The organism is Streptomyces altiplanensis (genome assembly GCF_053591575.1).
In genome coordinates, this window is the sequence record NZ_JBSFUB010000015.1 from 106,950 (window position 1) to 122,789 (window position 15,840).

Annotated in this window: 9 protein-coding genes and 1 pseudogene; 5 read left to right on the forward strand and 5 right to left on the reverse strand. The window is 71.1% G+C overall.

The features are described from left to right. Positions 1-89: 89 nt before the first annotated feature. Positions 90-839 (reverse strand): HNH endonuclease family protein, encoded by a 750-nt coding sequence (locus ACWD0Y_RS10590; RefSeq protein ID WP_450259987.1) that lies wholly within the window; start codon positions 837-839, stop codon positions 90-92. A 57-nt stretch (positions 840-896) separates the two neighbouring features. Beyond that, positions 897-1,254, reverse strand: a pseudogene (locus ACWD0Y_RS10595) (helix-turn-helix domain-containing protein); the annotation flags it as partial. A 102-nt stretch (positions 1,255-1,356) separates the two neighbouring features. Between ACWD0Y_RS10595 and ACWD0Y_RS10600 the strand changes: the two are divergent. Next, the gene (locus ACWD0Y_RS10600; protein WP_450259988.1) at positions 1,357-2,952 is read left to right on the forward strand and encodes a hypothetical protein; all 1,596 of its coding nucleotides are present in this window, start codon (positions 1,357-1,359) and stop codon (positions 2,950-2,952) included. 95 nt (positions 2,953-3,047) lie between these two features. Next, positions 3,048-4,346 carry an SGNH/GDSL hydrolase family protein gene (locus ACWD0Y_RS10605; RefSeq protein WP_450259989.1) on the forward strand — a complete coding sequence of 433 codons (1,299 nt, stop codon included), beginning with the start codon at positions 3,048-3,050 and terminating at the stop codon, positions 4,344-4,346. Positions 4,347-4,422: 76 nt separating this feature from the next. On the opposite strand, the gene mfd is transcribed toward ACWD0Y_RS10605, so the two are convergent. Then, positions 4,423-7,953: a transcription-repair coupling factor gene (mfd, locus tag ACWD0Y_RS10610; protein ID WP_450259990.1), complete on the reverse strand. Its 3,531-nt coding sequence runs from the start codon at positions 7,951-7,953 to the stop codon at positions 4,423-4,425. Between the two features lie 204 nt (positions 7,954-8,157). Between mfd and ACWD0Y_RS10615 the strand changes: the two genes are divergently transcribed. Beyond that, positions 8,158-8,400: a type II toxin-antitoxin system Phd/YefM family antitoxin gene (locus ACWD0Y_RS10615; protein WP_450259991.1), complete on the forward strand. Its 243-nt coding sequence runs from the start codon at positions 8,158-8,160 to the stop codon at positions 8,398-8,400. Positions 8,401-8,598: 198 nt separating this feature from the next. Here ACWD0Y_RS10615 and ACWD0Y_RS10620 read toward each other — a convergent pair whose 3' ends face one another. Next, positions 8,599-11,181, reverse strand: coding sequence for an ABC transporter permease (locus tag ACWD0Y_RS10620; protein WP_450259992.1), 2,583 nt, complete (start codon positions 11,179-11,181; stop codon positions 8,599-8,601). Next, positions 11,178-11,966, reverse strand: a complete 789-nt coding sequence (locus ACWD0Y_RS10625; RefSeq protein ID WP_450259993.1) for an ABC transporter ATP-binding protein — start codon at positions 11,964-11,966, stop codon at positions 11,178-11,180. Before ACWD0Y_RS10625 ends, ACWD0Y_RS10620 begins: the two co-directional genes overlap by 4 nt. Before the next feature lie 403 nt (positions 11,967-12,369). Here ACWD0Y_RS10625 and ACWD0Y_RS10630 point away from each other — a divergent pair, with 403 nt between their 5' ends. Together ACWD0Y_RS10630 and ACWD0Y_RS10635 are read left to right on the forward strand one after the other, a co-directional pair. Next, positions 12,370-14,073, forward strand: a complete 1,704-nt coding sequence (locus ACWD0Y_RS10630; RefSeq protein WP_450259994.1) for an MDR family MFS transporter — start codon at positions 12,370-12,372, stop codon at positions 14,071-14,073. A 341-nt stretch (positions 14,074-14,414) separates the two neighbouring features. Continuing rightward, positions 14,415-15,722, forward strand: coding sequence for an LPXTG cell wall anchor domain-containing protein (locus ACWD0Y_RS10635; RefSeq protein WP_450259995.1), 1,308 nt, complete (start codon positions 14,415-14,417; stop codon positions 15,720-15,722). Positions 15,723-15,840: the final 118 nt, after the last annotated feature.

Here is a 15,840-nt window from a genome sequence, read left to right on the forward strand (position 1 = left end):
TCCCCCGCCCAAGGGCTTTTTCACGCCCCTGCGTTCCCCGCGCGCCCCACGACGTCCCTCTACGTCCTCCTGCGCCCCGCGACGTCCCCCTACGCCCCGCACTGTGCGAGCATCGCGTCCCTGTCCGCCGCCGTCACCGGCATCTCGTACTTCAGAGCCACCTGCGCGAACCGCACCGCGTACGAGCAGCGGATCTGCTTGTTGGGCGGCAGCCAGGACGCCGGACCGGAGTCACTCTTGGAGCCGTTGGTGGGCCCGTCGACCGGCATGAGGTTGAGCGGGTCGTTGGCGAGCTGCTCGCGCTTGTCCTCGGACCACCGCGACGCGCCCATCTGCCAGCCGTAGGACAGCGGGACGACATGGTCGATCTGCACGGCGGCGGCCTTCTGCTTCCGCCATTCGACGGTGGTGCCGGTGTACGGGTCGTCCAGCGTCATCGCCACGACCACGCAGTCGGAGCCGGAGCGGTACTCGAGGTCCTCCCCGTCCCTGGCCAGGAGGTCGTTGCGGGTGTCGCAGCCGTTGCGCGCCAGCGGCACCCCGTCCGCCGTGTCCATCCAGGCGTAGCCGAACTCGTCGCGGTCGTACCCCGTCTTCGGTCCGCGCCCCTTGGTGGACACCTCGCCGATCAGCTGCCGGGCCGAGGCCCTGTCCGCCTCGGAGGCGACCGGGGCCAGACCCGGCGCCGTCCCGTCGGGGTTGCGCAGCGGGTTCGTACCGCCGTCACCGGTCGCACGGCCCTGCCCGCCGTCGCCTTCCGCCCCGGGGGTGCAGCCGGTGACGGCGAGGGCGGCGGCGAGCGCCGCGACGGGGAGGGCTGTCCTGAACCTGCGTATCACGGCATTCCGTCCTGACGGGTCGGGATGAATGCTCTCAGAATGCCACGAACACAGAAGCTAGACCTTGCCGATCCCCAGCGTGGTCCCCGAAGGCAGCAGACCGGAGTTCGGCACCTCCTCCCAGAAGGGCCCCAGCAGTTCGGCGAGGCGCGCGGTCCCTTCGCTCCCGAGCGCCCACCAGGGCGCGGCGGCCAGTTCGCGGCGGCCAGTTCGCGGCGGCCAGTTCGTCGGTACGCCGTTCGACGCCGGCACGCAGCGCGCGCCCGGCACCGGTCGCCACCGCGTCCTCGTCCGGCAGTCCACGTGCCACGAGCCGCTCCCTCGCCGCGCTCCACTCCTCCTCGCTCCACCCCCGGCTGCGAAACGTCCCGGCGGACGTCTTCCGGGCGCTGGCCGCCGCCCTGCTCAAGAGCGACGCCTGACGCCCCGGACGCGCGTTCCGGGCAGTACAACCATCGGGCCGTTCGAGGTGTCACACCTGCGGCAGATCAACCAGAGCGGGACTGATGGGGAACCCTTGAGAAAGATCACGGCAGCGGTGGGCACGGCCCTCGCGCTTTCTGCAGCCACACTGGTCGCCGCGCCCGCCGCGCAGGCGGCCGACGTCACCCTCAAATCACACACCTGGTCCTACGAGAAGGACGGCCGGATCCATGTCGTCTACAACTCGCTGGACAGCGACATACTCCCGGGGGACGTCAGGATCCGGGTGCGCGAGAGGGGCAGCGACACGGTCCTCAGGACGCTCGGGCTCCATGGCACCGACGGCTGCACCCCGGAGCACGACTGCTGGGACCTGACGTTCCTGACCGATCCGATCACGCTTCCCCGGATGGGCGTCTACGCGTTGGACGTCGTGGTCCGGGAGGGCCAGCCGGACGAGCTCGTCGACCGCGACAACGGCGACCTCAACTACGGCCTCGATCCGCAGCTGACCGTCACCAGCAACCATCCGTGGATCTCGTACGACGCCCGCACCCACGACATCTCCGGCACCTTGGTCGCCAAGGACCCGAACACGCACGAGGTCAAGCCGCTCGCGGGGGCCACGGTCGGCTACCGCGGCCAGGTGAGCGGTGACGAAGGGAAGAAGCTCACGGACGAGGAGGGGCGTTTCACCCTCCGGCGGATCTTCAACGAGTACAACACCGCCACCCCCATCCGCTTCTACGTGAACTCCGAGGAGGAGACGCTCCGGCTTCCGTTCCGTCAGCAGGAGCTGAAGCTGAAGGTCGACACGCCCACCGGCTCCGTCACCGCGCCGTACGGGAGCGACATTCCCGTGAAGGGCAAGCTCACCCGGGTCGCCGACGACGGCACCGAGCAGCCGCTGGCCGGCATCGATGTGATGACGGACGCGCAGAACAGGGCGGTCACCAAGGCGGACGGCACCTTCTCCGGTGTGCGCACCGTCCTGCGGAGCGGCTGGGCCGACGTGCAGGCCCGCACGTCGTCCGGCTGGTTCAAGGACCCGGCTCCGCACTCCTTCCAGGTCAGCTCGGCGAAGACCAGCACGTTCTCGCCGCTCACGGCCGGTGTGGACAAGTACCGGAAGGTCACCTTCACCGGAAAGCTGGGGGTCAAGGAGGGGTCGTACCCCGCCGGCACGTCGGCGAAGATCTCCATCCAGCACTCCACGAACGGCAGCAGCTGGTCGACCGTCGACTCCTTCACCGCGCGGTACGGCACCACCTTCACGCAGTCCCCGTCCAAGAAGGGCACGGACGGCAGTTACTGGCGCCTGCGCCACTCGGCCGCGGACCTGAACAGCACCTCGTTCAAGCTCGGCCGCAAGGCGACCGAGCTGTGGAACGACGACGTCACGCCCGAGGGCGTGCGCAAGGGGACGACGATCACGGCCAAGGGCGGCCTGATGCAGCAGTCCGGGACCTCCTGGAAGACGTACGCCGGCCAGACGGTCCGCATCTACTTCAAGGCTTCCACCAGCGGCGCCGCGTGGAAGCAGCTGGGCACCGCCAAGACCCTGAGCAACGGCACCTTCAGCAAGAAGTTCACCGCGCAGCAGGACGGCACCTGGCAGATGCGCTACATCGACACGGTGAAGACGCACTACGCGGACTACGGCCGCCAGGACTTCGTCGACGTCCGCTAGCGGGGGGAGCGCCTGTCCCGCCCCTGGGAATAGCCCGAGCCGATCCGTGATTGACCGTGTCGCACGCACGTGATCCACGACAGGGGGCGGGACAGATGGGTTCCACGACTTCTTTACGGCGTACGGGTGTCGCGCTGCTCTCCGCGGCCGTACTGGCGGCGCTGCCGGTCGTCGGCGCCGGCGGACCGACCGGGTCCGCCGGCGCCGTCGCGGCCGAGCAGCGCGGCCGGACGGCGTGGCAGGGCGGCTGGGCCGCTTCGCCGCAGGCGCCGATCGCGCCGTTCGGGCCGAACTGGTCCGAGCAGGGCTTCGCCGACCACACGGTCCGGCAAGTGGTCAGGGTCAGTACGGGCGGCACGAAGGCCCGTATCGAACTGTCCAACCGCTACGGCTCCGCCCCGCTGCGCATCACCGGCGCGACGGTGGCCCGTACGGACGAGGGGGCTTCGGTCGAGGCCGGTTCGGTCCGGCGGCTGTCCTTCGGCAAGGACCGGTCGGTGACGATCCCGGCGGGCGGCAAGGCGCTCAGCGACGGGGTGCCGTTCCGGGTCGAGGCGCTGGAGTCGGTGACCGTCACGCTGTATCTCGCCGCGCCGACCGGGCCTGCCACCTTCCACGCGGTCGCCTCCGCCACGAGCTACCGGGCCGACGGGGACCACCGTTTCGACCGCGGCGCTGCGGCGTTCAAGGAGACCAGCGACTCCTGGTACTACCTGTCCGGCGTCGAGGTCTCCGGGGGCGGGGCCCCGCGCCGGGACGGGGTGGTGGCCTTCGGCGACTCCATCACCGACGGCGTCGGATCCACCCCGGGCACGAACAACCGCTACCCCGACGAGCTGGCGGAGCGCTTCGCGGCCGCCGGACAGCCGCGCAGCGTCGTCAACCACGGCATCGGCGGCAACCAGATCACCAACGACACGGCCTGGGCCGGCGAGAAGGCCGTGGCCCGTTTCGGGAAGGACGTGCTCGGCGAGCCGGGCGTGGGCACGGTCATCGTGCTGGAAGGCATCAACGACATCGGTGGCAGCGGCAGCAGCTGGCAGGGGTTCCCGGGCGGTCCCACCCCCGAGGTGTCGGCCGAGCAGCTCGTCGAGGGCCACCGCACGCTGATCCGCCAGGCGCACGCCAAGGGCATCAAGGTGGTCGGCGCGACCCTGACGCCCGTCAAGGGTTCGGCGTACTACAGCGAGGTCAACGAGGCCAAGCGCGACGCGGTCAACCACTGGATCCGTACGTCCGGCGAGTACGACGCGGTGGTCGACCTGGACCGCGCCCTGGCCGACCCCGCCGACCGGGACCGCATGCTCCCGGTCTACGACTCGGGCGACGGCCTGCACCCGAACGACGCCGGATTCCGCGTGATGGCCGAGGCCCTCGACCTCGACACGCTCTGACGGACCGCCGGCCGTGCCCACGACCTGGGCACGGCCGTCCGGGCACGCTCTGACGTACGGCCGGACACCGGTCCTGTTACGACCCCAGGATCGTCGTGAGGAACTCCCCCGTCCAGGCCAGCAGTTCGCGGCCCACCACCGGCTTGCCGCCGATCTGGCCCGTGGTGGGGCGGGGGACCAGGATCTGGTGGGTGGCCGGCTTCAGGACCGTGCGGGGGTAGAGGCGCTTGAGGCGCAGCTCCTGGGATTCGCGCAGTTCCACCGGGCCGAAGCGGATGTTGGGGCCGGCCAGGGTGATGTCCGCGACGCCGCAGGCCCGGGCCAGCATGCGCAGGCCCGCGACCAGCAGCAGGTTCTCCACCGGTTCGGGGAGCTTGCCGTACCGGTCGGTGAGCTCTTCGCGCACGGCCCTGATGTCGTCCTCGGAGTTCGCGGAGGCGATCGCCCGGTACGCCTGGAGGCGCAGCTGCTCGCCGGGGGCGTAGTCGTGCGGAACGTGGGCGTCCACCGGGAGTTCGATCTTGACCTCCAGCGGGGGCTCCTCCTCGGTCTGGCCGTCCACCGCCGCGCGGTAGTCCGCCACGGCCTCGCCGACCATGCGGATGTAGAGGTCGAAGCCGACGCCCGCGATGTGGCCGGACTGCTCGCCGCCCAGGAGGTTGCCCGCGCCGCGGATCTCCAGGTCCTTCATGGCGACGTACATGCCCGCGCCCATCTCGGTGTGCTGGGCGATCGTCGCCAGGCGCTCGTGCGCGGTCTCGGTCAGCGGCTTCTCGGGCGGGTAGAGGAAGTAGGCGTACCCGCGGTCGCGGCCACGGCCCACGCGGCCGCGCAGCTGGTGGAGCTGGGAGAGGCCGAAGTTGTCGCCGCGCTCGACGATCAGGGTGTTGGCGTTGGAGATGTCGATGCCGGACTCGACGATCGTCGTCGAGACGAGAACGTCGAACTTCTTCTCCCAGAAGTCGACGACCACCTGCTCCAGCTGGCTCTCGCCCATCTGGCCGTGCGCCGTCGCGATCCGCGCCTCCGGGACGATCTCGCGGAGCTTCGCGGCCGCCCGGTCGATCGACTCGACGCGGTTGTGGATGTAGAAGACCTGGCCCTCGCGCAGGAGTTCGCGACGGATCGCGGCGCCGATCTGCTTCTCCTCGTACGGGCCGACGAAGGTCAGGACCGGGTGGCGCTCCTCCGGCGGCGTCGTGATCGTCGACATCTCGCGGATGCCGGTGACGGCCATTTCGAGCGTACGGGGGATGGGGGTCGCGGACATCGTCAGGACGTCGACGTTGGCGCGGAGCTTCTTCAGCTGCTCCTTGTGCTCGACGCCGAAGCGCTGCTCCTCGTCGACGATGACCAGGCCCAGGTCCTTGAACTTCGTCTCGGAGGAGAAGAGCCGGTGCGTGCCGATGACGATGTCGACCGAGCCCTCCTTGAGGCCCTCCAGCGTCGCCTTCGCCTCGGTGTCCGTCTGGAAGCGGCTCAGCGCCTTCACGACGACCGGGAACTGCGCGTACCGCTCGGAGAACGTGCCGAAGTGCTGCTGCACCAGCAGTGTCGTGGGCACGAGGACCGCGACCTGCTTGCCGTCCTGGACGGCCTTGAAGGCCGCGCGGACGGCGATCTCGGTCTTGCCGTAGCCGACGTCGCCGCAGATCAGGCGGTCCATGGGGACCGACTTCTCCATGTCCTCCTTCACCTCGGCGATGGTGGACAGCTGGTCGGGCGTCTCGACGTACGGGAAGGCGTCCTCCAGCTCGCGCTGCCACGGGGTGTCCGGGCCGAAGGTGTGGCCGGGGGCCGCCATGCGCGCCGAGTACAGCTTGATGAGGTCGGCGGCGATCTCCTTGACCGCCTTCTTCGCGCGCGCCTTGGTCTTCGTCCAGTCCGCGCCGCCGAGCCGGTGGAGGGTGGGGGCCTCGCCGCCGACGTACTTGGTGACCTGCTCCAGCTGGTCGGTGGGGATGTAGAGGCGGTCGCCGGGCTGGCCGCGCTTGGCGGGGGCGTACTCGACGAGCAGGTACTCGCGGGTCGCGCCCTGGACCGTGCGCTGGACCATCTCGATGTAGCGGCCCACGCCGTGCTGCTCGTGGACGATGAAGTCGCCGGCCTGGAGCGTCAGCGGGTCGATGGTCTTGCGGCGGCGGGCCGGCATGCGGCCCAGTTCCTTGCTGGCGGTGCGCTGGCCGGTGAGGTCGGTCTCGGTCAGTACGGCCAGCTTGAGGCCGGGGTCGACGAAGCCGTTGTCGATCGAGCCGCAGGCCACGTGCACGACCGACGGGGTGATCTCGGCCAGTTCGGCCTCCAGACGGGCCGCGATGCCCTCGCCGCCCAGGACCTCCACGGTGCGGGCCGCCGGGCCGTGGCCCTCGGTGATGTAGACGGTGCGCCAGCCGTCGGCCAGCCAGCCCTTGGTGTCGGCGAGCGCCCTGGCCGTGTCGCCCCGGTACGCCTCCGGGGCGTGCATGCCCAGCTTGAGCGTGTCGTCGGACAGCTCCTCGTCGGCGGCGAACGGCGCCACGGACCACCACAGCATGTCCAGCTCACGGGCGCGTTCCCGTACGTCCGCGATGCCGCGCAGCGAGGCCGCGCCCACGTCGATCGGGGCCTCGCCGCCGCCCGCCGTGGCCGCCCAGGACGCCTGGAGGAACTCCTGCGACGTCGCCACCAGGTCCGCCGCCCTGGTCCGCACCCGCTCCGGGTCGCAGACCAGCGCCATCGACCCCTCGGGCAGGACGTCGAGCAGCAGCTCCATGTCGTCCACGAGGACCGGGGCGAGGGACTCCATGCCCTCCACGGCGATGCCCTCGGCGAGCTTGCCGAGCAGTTCGCCCAGCTCCGGGTGTTCCTCGGCGAGGGCCGCCGCCCGCTCGCGCACACTGTCGGTCAGCAGCAGCTCGCGGCAGGGCGGGGCCCACAGGCCGTGCTCGGCCACCTCCAGGGAGCGCTGGTCGGCGACCTTGAAGTAACGGATCTCCTCGACGTCGTCGCCCCAGAACTCCACGCGCAGCGGGTGCTCCTCGGTCGGCGGGAAGACGTCGAGGATGCCACCGCGCACCGCGAACTCGCCGCGCTTCTCGACCAGTTCGACCCGCGAGTACGCCGCTGCCGCCAGCGCCGCCGTGACGTCGCCCAGATCCGCGCTCTGCCCGGTCCGCAGGGCCACCGGCTCCAGGTCGCCCAGCCCCTTGACCTGCGGCTGGAGCACCGACCGCACGGGGGCCACGATCACGCTCACCGGGCCGGCGGACGGGTCGTCGGCGTGCGGGTGCGCGAGGCGGCGCAGGACGGCGAGACGGCGGCCCATCGTGTCGCTGCGCGGCGACAGGCGCTCGTGCGGCAGCGTCTCCCACGACGGGTAGTCGACGATCCCCTCCTCCGGCAGCAGCGTGCGCAGCGCGGCGGCCAGGTCCTCGGCCTCGCGGCCGGTCGCGGTCACGGCGAGCACGGTACGCCCGGTCTCGCGGGCCAGCGCGGCCACCGCGAAGGGGCGCGCGGCGGGCGGGCCGACCAGATCGATGTGCATGCGGTTGCCGTCGGCGGCGGCCTTCACCGCTTCGGCGAGCGCCGGGTCTCGTACTACGGCATCCAGCAGACCGTGCAGGCTCATGAAGGGTTTCCGTCCGGGTAACGAGGTGACGAGGTGGACAACGCGAAGGGCCCGACACGTCTCACGGGCCGGGGGCTCCAGCCTACGACGCCGCTACGTCACCCGCGCGAGGGAACGCTGCGGCTCGGACGGCGGAACGCAGGCTGCGCCGGGTACCGGACCAGGCATCTGGTCCGGTAGGCCCCGGCCCCGGGCGAGGCAGCGATGGAACCAGCCCGGCAGTACGACATCCACGAGGCGAAGACGCATTTCTCCCGGATACTGCAACAGGTCGAGACCGGCGAGGAAGTCGTGATCAGCAGGGCGGGCGAGCCCATTGCCAAGGTCGCACCGCTGCGCCCCAAGGTCCGGCGTACCGGCCGGGGATCGCTCCGGGGTCGGATCCACATCCCGGACGACTTCGACGAGCTGCCGGACGACATCGCGGAAGCCTTCGGGATGCGCTGATGCGTCACCGGGATCCCTTCGACCGGGTGATCATCGCGCAGGCCGGGACGGAGGGTCTGGCCGTCGTGACCCGCGACAAGTGGATCCCGCAGTACGACGTGCAGGTCATGGCGGTCTGACCACGGCCGCGGCCCGGTCCCGGGGTGTTCACAGGAACACCCCGGGACCGGGCCCGTCACCGCACCGCCCCCGCCATTCCTACTCCGTGGCGATCGCGTTCAGTACGTTCATCCGGCCCGCCCGGAAGGCCGGGACCAGGGCGGCGAGCAGCCCCACGAAGGCCGACGCGACGAAGACCGTGACGATCGTGGTCCACGGGATCTCCAGGACGCCGAGCCCCTCCAGCGCCAGCAGCTTCTGGGCCGAGGTGCCCCAGCCCATACCGAGCCCGAGGCCGAGCAGGGCGCCGAAGAGGGCGATGACCACCGACTCCAGGCGGATCATGCGGCGCAGCTGGCGACGGGAGAGGCCGATGGCCCGCATCAGGCCGATCTCCCTGGTCCGCTCGACGACCGACAGGGCGAGGGTGTTCACCACACCGAGCACCGCGACGATGATCGCGAGGGCCAGCAGGCCGTAGACGATGTTGAGCAGCTGGCCGACCTCGTCCTTCAGGTCCTGCTTGAAGTCGGTCTGGTTCTGCACCTTGTACTGCGGGTAATCGGACAGCGCGGCCTTGAGCCCCGCGTACGCGGCCTCCTCCTTGCCGTCCACCGCCTTCGCGAACATGATCATGTTCGGCGGCATCCGGTCGGCCGGCAGGTACTGCGCGGCCGTCGTGATGTTGGTGTACATCACGCCCTTGTCGACGTTCGACTCGTCCGAGGTGATCGCCGCGACCTCGAGCTTCGCGGTCTCCCCGCCCTTGAACGCGACGGTCATCCGGTCGCCGACCTCTATGCCGTGCTGCTCGGCGTAGTCGGAGCCGACCGACATGGCGTTCTTGCCGTACGCCGCGCCCAGCTCACCGGCGACGGTCTCGCGCCGCAGGTCCTGGGCGTACGTCGGGTCGGCGGCGGTCAGGTCCTTGGTCTCCGACGTGCCGTCGGGGGAGGTGAGCTTCGCCTCGATCGCCTTGTAGCTGGTGACGTGCTCGATGCCGGGAGCCGCGCGCAGCGCCTCCTCGGCCCTGGGCACGATCGGGCCGCTGGATCCGCTCTGGACGATGAAGTCCGCGCCGACCGACTTGTCGAGCTCCTCCGTGGCCGAGGCGACCATCGAGGATCCGACGACGGAGAGGCAGGCGACCAGCGCGAGGCCGATCATCAGGGCCGCGCCCGTCGCTCCCGTGCGCCGCGGGTTGCGCAGCGCGTTGCGCTCGGCCATCCGGCCCACGGGGCCGAACATCCGCAGCACCACGGCGCTGAGCACCCGCACCACGCCGCCCGCCAGGAGCGGGCCGACGACGACGAAGCCGATGAGGGTGAGGACGACACCGCCGCCGAGGAACAGCGAGCCTTCGCTCGCCTTGTCCGCCTGCGTCGTCAGGTAGAGCAGCGCGCCGCCCGTACCGGTGAGGACCAGGCCGAGCCCGGCCCGTACCCGGCCGGCCCTGCCGTCCGCGGGGGTCCCGGCGTCGCGCAGCGCGGCCATCGGGGAGACCTTCCCGGCCCGCCGGGCCGGGGCGTAGGCGGCGACGACGGTGACGAGGATGCCGAGCGCGAGCCCGACGACCGGGGTCGTCCAGGCCACGGTCAGGTCCTCGGTGGACAGCTCCATGCCGACGGCGCCCATGAGCTGCATCAGGCCGACGGCGAGGCCGACACCGGCTCCGACGCCGAGGACCGAACCGACGATGCCGAGCAGCAGCGCCTCCACCAGCACGGACCTGTTGATCTGCTTGCGGCTGGAGCCGATGGCCCGCATCAGGCCGATCTCGCGGGTGCGCTGGGCGACGAGCATCGAGAAGGTGTTGACGATGAGGAAGATGCCGACGAGGAAGGCGATTCCGGCGAAGCCGAGCATCGCGTACTTCATCACGTCGAGGAAGGAACCGATCTCCTCGCGGCCCGAGTCCGCGGCCTCCTTCGCGGTCTGGAGCTTGTACGCGCCGTCGGCCCCGCCGAGCGCCCCCGCGACGTACTGCTTCAACTGCTTGTCGCTGACGCCCTCTTCGGCGGTTACGGCGACGTGCGTGTAGGTGTCCGGCTTGCCCAGCAGCTTCTGCTGCGAAGTCGCGGTGTCGAAGTAGACGACGGTCGCCCCCGGGTTGGTCACCTTGAAGGAGACGATGCCGGAGATCCTGGCGCTGATGTCGCCGGTGACGGCTATGGTGCGCAGCTCGTCGCCGAGGGCCAGGCCGTGCTTGTCGGCGGTGTCGGCGTCGACCATCACCTCGGTGGGCCCGCGCGGGGCGTGTCCGGAGGTGATCTCCATCGACTTGAGGTCACTGCGTGTCCAGTTGCCGGCGACCGTCGGGGCGCCGCCGTCGGAGCCCATCCTCTTGTTGTCGCCGTCGACGACGGTCACCGACGTGCTGGAGACGGCGCCCTCGGCGGACTCCACGCCGTCCGCCTTCGCCACCTGCTGGACCACGGACGCGGGGAGCACCTCGGGCCTGCCGGTCCGGGGCCCCTGGCCGTCGCTTCCGGCCGACTCGGGGCTGACGGTGACGTCGGCCGCGGTGGAGGCGAAGACCTTGTCGAAGGTCGTGTTCATGGTGTCGGTGAAGACGAGCGTGCCGCACACGAACGCCACCGAGAGCAGGACCGCGACGGCGGAGAGCGCCATCCGCCCCTTGTGCGCGACGAAGTTGCGCAGGGAGGTCTTGACCACGGTCATGACGTCCGCCCGCGTGCGTCGAAGTCCTTCATGCGGTCGAGGACCTGGTCGGCGGTCGGCGAGAACATCTCGTCGACGATCCGGCCGTCCGCGAGATACAGCACCCGGTCCGCGTAGGAGGCGGCGACCGGGTCGTGGGTGACCATCACGATGGTCTGGCCCAGCTCGTCGACGGACTTCCGCAGGAAGGTCAGCACCTCGGCGCCCGCCCGGGAGTCGAGGTTCCCGGTCGGCTCGTCACCGAAGATGATCTCGGGGCGCGCGGCCAGGGCCCGCGCCACTGCCACCCGCTGCTGCTGGCCGCCCGAGAGCTGCGTCGGCCGGTGCTTGAGGCGGTCCGCGAGGCCGACCGTCTCCACCACCTGGTTCAGCCAGGCCGCGTCCGGCCTGCGGCCCGCGATGTCCATCGGCAGTGTGATGTTCTCCAGGGCGTTGAGCGTCGGCAGCAGGTTGAACGCCTGGAAGATGAAGCCGATCCGGTCCCGGCGCAGCTGCGTGAGCTTCTTGTCCTTGAGTTTGGTGATCTCGGTTTCGTCGAGGTAGATCTCGCCCGAGGTCACGGTGTCCAGGCCCGCGAGGCAGTGCATCAGCGTGGATTTGCCGGAGCCGGACGGGCCCATGATCGCGGTGAACTGCCCCCGGTTGATGTCCACATCGACGTGGTCGAGTGCGACGACCCGGGTCTCCCCCGCCCCGTACGCCTTGACGACCTGCCGCGACCTCGCGGCGACGGCCGCATGCCCGCCGGCGCCTCCGTGCCTGGGAATGGTCATAGCCGTTGTCACGGTAAGTCTCCTATGTCGCGTAAGTCGTGAGCCGTATGCCGTATGCCGTACGAGGTGTGCGAGACGTGCGAGCCGTCGGTGATCAAGTACTTCGAGTCTGGCGGCCCCCAGCCCTGCGCGCAGTGGTGTTCAGCTCCGTATTCACCTGGGGAAAACCCCACCCCCGAGGTGCGGTTTCCCTTCGGCCGCGGCCGGTTGGGCTGTAAGACCAAGCTAAAGAACGGGCGCGTCCCCCTCGTCCTCCACCGGGACGAACGTCCTCTGGCCAGAAGTAAGGAGAACCCCCTAGGGGCTCTCCACCCGCAGGTGGACCCCGTCTCCGGGCCCTCCGCACCCTCCCCCTGCGTGACCTGCGGGTGAGAAGGTGTCGAGGACCAGATACGTGCACGGTGAAGGGATCTTGGTGAGCGGCGCCGGAAGCAGTGCGGGCAGCACGGGCAGCACAGGCGGTACGGACGGCACAGGCGGTACGGGCAGCACGGGAAGCGCGGACAGCACGGGAAGTGCGGGCAACACCGGAAGCACGGACAGCACCGGCGCCGCCCCCGGCGGCGCCGGCACCGTCGGCCGGCCGACGGAAGCCGCCCCGGACCCCCGCCGCGGCCCCGTCGTCGCCGCGCTCATGCTCGGCATGGCCCTCGCCGCCCTCGACGGCACGATCGTCTCCACCGCCGTCCCCCAGATCGTCGGTGACCTCGGCGGCTTCGCCGTCTTCTCCTGGCTCTTCTCCGGTTATCTCCTCGCCGTCACCGTCACCCTCCCCGTGTACGGAAAGCTCTCCGACACCTTCGGCCGCAAGCCGGTCCTGATCACGGGCATAGCCCTCTTCCTCCTCGGCTCCCTGCTCTGCGCCGCCGCCTGGAACATGGGCAGCCTGATCGCCTTCCGCATCGTCCAGGGCCTCGGCGGCGGCGCCATCCAGGGCACGGTCCAGACGATCGCCGCCGACCTCTACCCCCTCAAGGAACGCCCGAAGATCCAGGCGAAACTGTCCACCGTGTGGGCGGTGTCGGCCGTCGCGGGCCCGGGGCTCGGCGGCCTGCTCGCCGCGTACGCCGACTGGCGCTGGATCTTCCTCATCAACCTGCCGGTCGGCGCGGTCGCCCTCTGGCTCGTCGTCCGCCACCTGCACGAACCCGCCCGTACGAAGAGCAAGCCGGCCACCCGCCCCCGGATCGACTGGGCCGGCGCGCTGGCCGTGTTCGCCTGCGGCGGCCTGCTGCTCCTCGCCCTCGTCCAGGGCGGCGTCGCCTGGCCCTGGCTCTCCGCGCCGTCCCTCGCCCTCTTCGGCGCGAGCGCGCTCCTCGCCGCCGCCACCGTCGTCATCGAACGCCGCGCCGCCGAGCCGATCATCCCCGGCTGGGTGTGGCGCAGGCGCACCATCGCCGCCGTCAATCTCGCCCTCGGCTCGCTGGGCCTCCTGATGGTCGCCCCGACGGTCTTCCTCCCCACCTACGCCCAGTCGGTCCTCGGCCTCGGCCCGATCGCCGCGGGCTTCGTCCTGTCGGTCATGACCCTGAGCTGGCCGCTCTCCGCCGCCCTGAGCCAGCACGCGTACAACCGCATCGGCTTCCGCCTCACCGCGATCACCGGCATCACCTGCGCGGCACTGGTCCTGCTCGCCTTCCCGTTCCTCCCCTTCCCGGGCGCGGCCTGGCAGCCGGCCCTGATCATGCTGCTGCTCGGCGCGGCGCTGGGCCTCTTCCAGCTCCCGCTGATCGTCGGCGTCCAGTCGACGGTCGGGTACGCGGAGCGCGGTACGACGACCGCGTCCGTACTCTTCTGCCGCCAGGTCGGCCAGTCCGTCGGCGCGGCCCTCTTCGGCGCGATCGCCAACGCCACGCTCGCGTCCCGGCTCGCCGCCGCCCCCGAGGGGATACGGGACGGCCTCCCCGGCGACCTCGACTCCGTCTCGCACGCGCTGGGCGACTCGGGCTCACTCACGGCGGAGGCCGCCGACTACCTCCGGCGGGCGGTGGACACGGCCGTCGGCCACGTCTACGTGGGAGCGGCGATCGCGGCGGGCCTGGCCCTGCTCGCGCTCGTCTTCGTGGCGCCGCGCCGCTTCCCCGTCATCACCGAGACCGAGGAGACACCGGCCGGCTGACAGCTCCGGCCCCGGCCGGCGGCTTCCTCGTCCGGGCACCGAAGTGCGGCCGGACGGGGCGGAGTTCGGGAACTCCGGGGGGCAGAGCTTTCCCGCGCACGCGCCGGTTCCGTGACATGCCCCACAGAGAAATCACAGAACTCGTGGACAACCGTCCGCGAATATCCTTTTTGGTCCTCTCCCGCGTCGGCGCCACCCACCGCGCCGGCCGAATCCGGCTTCCCACCGCTCTTTTGGCCGTCCTACCCTTCGACGGAGTCGCGCGGTGTGAAGACCTCCTACGGCGACTGTTTCTACTTCTGTTTCTGTTTCTGTACGTTCGGACCCGGAGAAGGTCGCCTGTGAGATTCCGCCGCATTCTCGCCACTGCCGCTGTCGCCGCCGTGACGACGCCCGTCGCGCTGTTCTCCGTCACCCCCGCGTTCGCCGACACCAAGCCGGCCACGCAGGAGCAGCCGGGCAGGCCCACCCTCGCCCAGCTCGAAAGGGCCGCCGCCGAGGCGCAGAAGGTGTACGACGACGCCGTACTGGCCGAGAAGGAGGGCAGGGAGGTCCTGGAGGCGGCGCTCGCCGACACCACCCCCCTCGCCGTGGCGGCCACCGCCGCCGTGAAGGCCGCCGAGGAAGCCGAGACCGCCAAGGCCGCCGCCGACAAGGCGCTCGCCGACGCCGAGGCCGCCCTGGCCGCGCTCCCGGACACCGCCACCCCGGAGGAGAAGGAAGCCGCGGAGAAGGCCGTCACCGACGCCGAGGCCGCGGCCAAGGCCGCCGGCGAGGCGAAGACCGCCGCCGACGCCGAGGCCGAGACCGCCCTCGACGCGCGGGACGACGAGCGGGTCGCCGCCGTCCGGGCGTACGACCTGCTGAAGAAGGCCGTGAAGAAGGCCCTCGAAGACAAGACGGCCGCCGACGAGGCCCTCGCCGAGGCCAGGGAAGAGGAGGAGGGGAACGAGGACGACACGTGCGTCCCGGAGCCCGAACTCACCACCGTGGTGACCGGCCTGCCCTCCGAGGTCGTCGCGGGCGAATGGGTCAACTTCCGGCTCCGTCTGACCAACGGCACCGAGAAGACCATGGACGAGGTCTACCCGTACGCCAGCGTCCACGCGACCGACAAGAGCGGCCTCAAGGACATCGGCGACCTGCTGAAGCTGCAGTGGTCCTCCGCGTCCTCCACGACCTGGAAGACCGTCGACGACACCTACTACATCGACCCCGTCAGCCCGCTGGAGGCCGGCGCCCACAGCGACATCAAGCTGCGCCTCAAGGTCGACGCGAAGGCCCCGGCCGGCCAGGGCATCGCCTTCGCCGCCGGTGACTACTACAACGACGACGAGTCCTGCGGCGGGACTCCGGACCTCGCCACGTACGAGTTCGAGATCGCGGCCGCGGCCGGCACCCCCGGCAACACCCCGGACGCCACGCCCACGCCGTCGGCCACCCCCACCGCAACACCCACCGCCACGCCCACCGCCGTGGCCCCGACGCCGCAGGGCGGTGTCTCCGACCAGCCGGTGAACGGCAGCCTCGCCAACACCGGTTCGTCCTCCACCGTCCCGCAGGTCGCCCTCGTGGGCGGCGCGGCCCTGCTGGCCGGCGCCGGCGCGGTGTTCGCCGCACGCCGCCGCAAGGGCGACTCCGCCGCGTAAGGCGGAGCCGGCCCCGCCGGACGGCCGAAGGGCCCGCGTCCCCACCGGACGCGGGCCCGGAGCTGCCGGAGCCGGTACGCCCCCGGGGTCCCCGCTCCGCTCGCCGCCACGGCCTCGG

Bases quoted from the DNA above. Each gene is read 5' to 3' on its own strand.
- ACWD0Y_RS10605 (WP_450259989.1), top strand. From the start codon at position 3,048: ATGGGTTCCACGACTTCTTTACGGCGTACGGGTGTCGCGCTGCTCTCC.
- mfd (WP_450259990.1), bottom strand. From the start codon at position 7,953: ATGAGCCTGCACGGTCTGCTGGATGCCGTAGTACGAGACCCGGCGCTC.
- ACWD0Y_RS10615 (WP_450259991.1), top strand. From the start codon at position 8,158: ATGGAACCAGCCCGGCAGTACGACATCCACGAGGCGAAGACGCATTTC.
- ACWD0Y_RS10620 (WP_450259992.1), bottom strand. From the start codon at position 11,181: ATGACCGTGGTCAAGACCTCCCTGCGCAACTTCGTCGCGCACAAGGGG.